Here is a 1,043-nt window from a genome sequence, read left to right as displayed (position 1 = left end):
GATACGCGGCATACTTTTTAGAGATCCATTTATGAATATGAAGCCCTGTTTTACGAACAAGATACAAATCTATAGCAGCTAGAATCACCAAACCGATTACAGTTCCCATTACAAAACCTCCATGCTCATTAAATTGTCACTCTAGCAAATAGGACAGAAAAGCACCGTGAACCTAGACATACTATCAATGCAAGTTGGATGAATTAACGCGGCCTGATGTTTTCAGCCACACGCCACAGCACACCACTTGGGTCAGTGATACAAAACTCAAGCATTCCCCAAGGCTGTTCAACAACCTCGGAAACGGTAACTTCAAATTCCGACACTACATTAGAGTTCTGGATGTGTTGATACCAACTTTTTACGTCTTCAACCAGCAAGTGCATCATGTAATTGTGACAGTGCGCAGGTTCATAAAAGTTTTGCAGAAGGAACGCACAACCGCCGTGTCGTAGATAGGCGATATCGTGAAATTCAGACATCACTTCGAAGCCGATTGACTGGTAAAAGCGCTTGGATAAATCGAAGTCTTTCGCGGGTACGAAAGACTTAATTTCTGAGACTTTGAGGTTTTCCATCCTACATCCTTATAGTGTTGATATTCTTGTGCTGACACGCTTAACGCTTTAAGTGGTTACGGCGTTTATTCAGAGCTCTTATTCAGAGTCTTGCTGAAATGAGTCAACTTCGGCTTTAGTTAGATAACGCCACTGGCCTGCTTCAACATCCAAACGAACGTCACCAATCTGTTCACGGTGTAGGCCAACAACTCGATTCCCGACCGCAGCAAACATTCGTTTTACTTGATGAAACTTGCCTTCTGTAATGGTCAACAGCACTTGTTTACTGGTAATCACCTCGAGCTCTGCCGGACGCGTCGGTTTTTGTTCGCCCTGCAATTGAATGCCCGCTTTGAACTTATCAGCGACATCGTCTTTGATACCTCGTGACAATGTCACGCGGTACACCTTCTTACATGACTTGGTTGGCAGCGTAATATTGAATGACCAGCGCCCATCATCGGTAATCAAGACTAAGCCTGT

2 protein-coding genes are annotated in these 1,043 nt (G+C 44.1%); both read right to left on the bottom strand.

From position 1 onward, the window contains the following. Window positions 1–203: 203 nt before the first annotated feature. The gene (locus tag AB4496_RS24420) at window positions 204–578 is read right to left on the bottom strand and encodes a VOC family protein (RefSeq protein ID WP_017097421.1); all 375 of its coding nucleotides are present in this window, start codon (window positions 576–578) and stop codon (window positions 204–206) included. A 78-nt stretch (window positions 579–656) separates the two neighbouring features. Then, window positions 657–1,043 (bottom strand): pseudouridine synthase (locus AB4496_RS24415; RefSeq protein WP_372132382.1); only part of this gene is annotated, 387 nt, incomplete at its 5' end.

The sequence above is a fragment of the Vibrio sp. 10N.222.46.A1 genome, from assembly GCF_041473595.1.
Classification (GTDB): Bacteria; Pseudomonadota; Gammaproteobacteria; order Enterobacterales; family Vibrionaceae; genus Vibrio; species Vibrio tasmaniensis_A.
Note: the sequence above shows the minus strand (reverse complement) of the source record. Positions and strands in the feature narration are given on the sequence as shown.

Coding starts and splice junctions, on each gene's coding strand:
- AB4496_RS24420 (WP_017097421.1), bottom strand. CDS start 578: ATGGAAAACCTCAAAGTCTCAGAAATTAAGTCTTTCGTACCCGCGAAA.